The following is a 680-nucleotide window of genomic DNA, read 5'->3' as shown; positions in this document are numbered from 1 at the left end:
GCAGCTGTTAGGGGGCGTGGCTGCCGTCGGCGTCCATCTCCACGAGCACCGTGTAGTCGCGCTCGAGACCCCAGCGGAACCCGTCGATGTACGCGGCGCCGAGCCCGTTCTTCTCGGTGCGGTGCATCACGTGGATCAGGCCGCCGGCGGCCGCGGCCAGCTCGTCGGCGGCCGCGCCGGTGCCGTCCGGGCTACCGTCGTCGACGATGAGCACATGCACGTGCGGGAGTGCGGCATGCAGTCGGCCGACGATCCGTCCGATGTTGTCGCGTTCGTTGTACGTCGGAATGATCACCAGGGTGCGCGCGCTCGGTGCGCTCGCGTTCCCGGCCGGCGTCGCCGCTGCCATCAAAGGTCCTCCCTGTCGAACCGGCGCGCGGCCGGTGTTGCTGCAGTACCGGTCGCGGGCGCGGGGCCCGGCACGGTGGGGTGCTGACGCCGGCCCCGCACGAGGGCGACACCGGCCGCGGCCACGGCACCGACACAGAGCGCGAGCTCCGGGATCGGTCCGAGCCGACTAGCCAGCGTAACGTCCGTGCGCAGCGGCACCTGCGCCACCAGGGCCGCCGGCTCGAACAGCGCGGTGCGTTGCTGCACCGACCCGTCGGGGTCGACGACGGCGCTGACCCCGCTGGTGGCCGCGACGACCACGGTGCGGGCGTGCTCGATCGCCCGTAGCC

At 73.2% G+C, this 680-nt stretch carries 2 pseudogenes; both read right to left on the bottom strand.

The window, feature by feature from the left end:
- Positions 1–10: 10 nt before the first annotated feature.
- Positions 11–349 (bottom strand): annotated as a pseudogene (locus tag Q8814_RS26365) (glycosyltransferase); the annotation flags it as partial.
- Positions 349–680, bottom strand: a pseudogene (locus Q8814_RS26360) (apolipoprotein N-acyltransferase); the annotation flags it as partial. The pseudogenes Q8814_RS26360 and Q8814_RS26365, both read right to left, overlap by 1 nt.

This window comes from Rhodococcus chondri, assembly GCF_036327435.1.
Classification (GTDB): Bacteria; Actinomycetota; Actinomycetes; order Mycobacteriales; family Mycobacteriaceae; genus Rhodococcus; species Rhodococcus chondri.
This window is presented reverse-complemented; position numbering and strand designations above follow the sequence as displayed.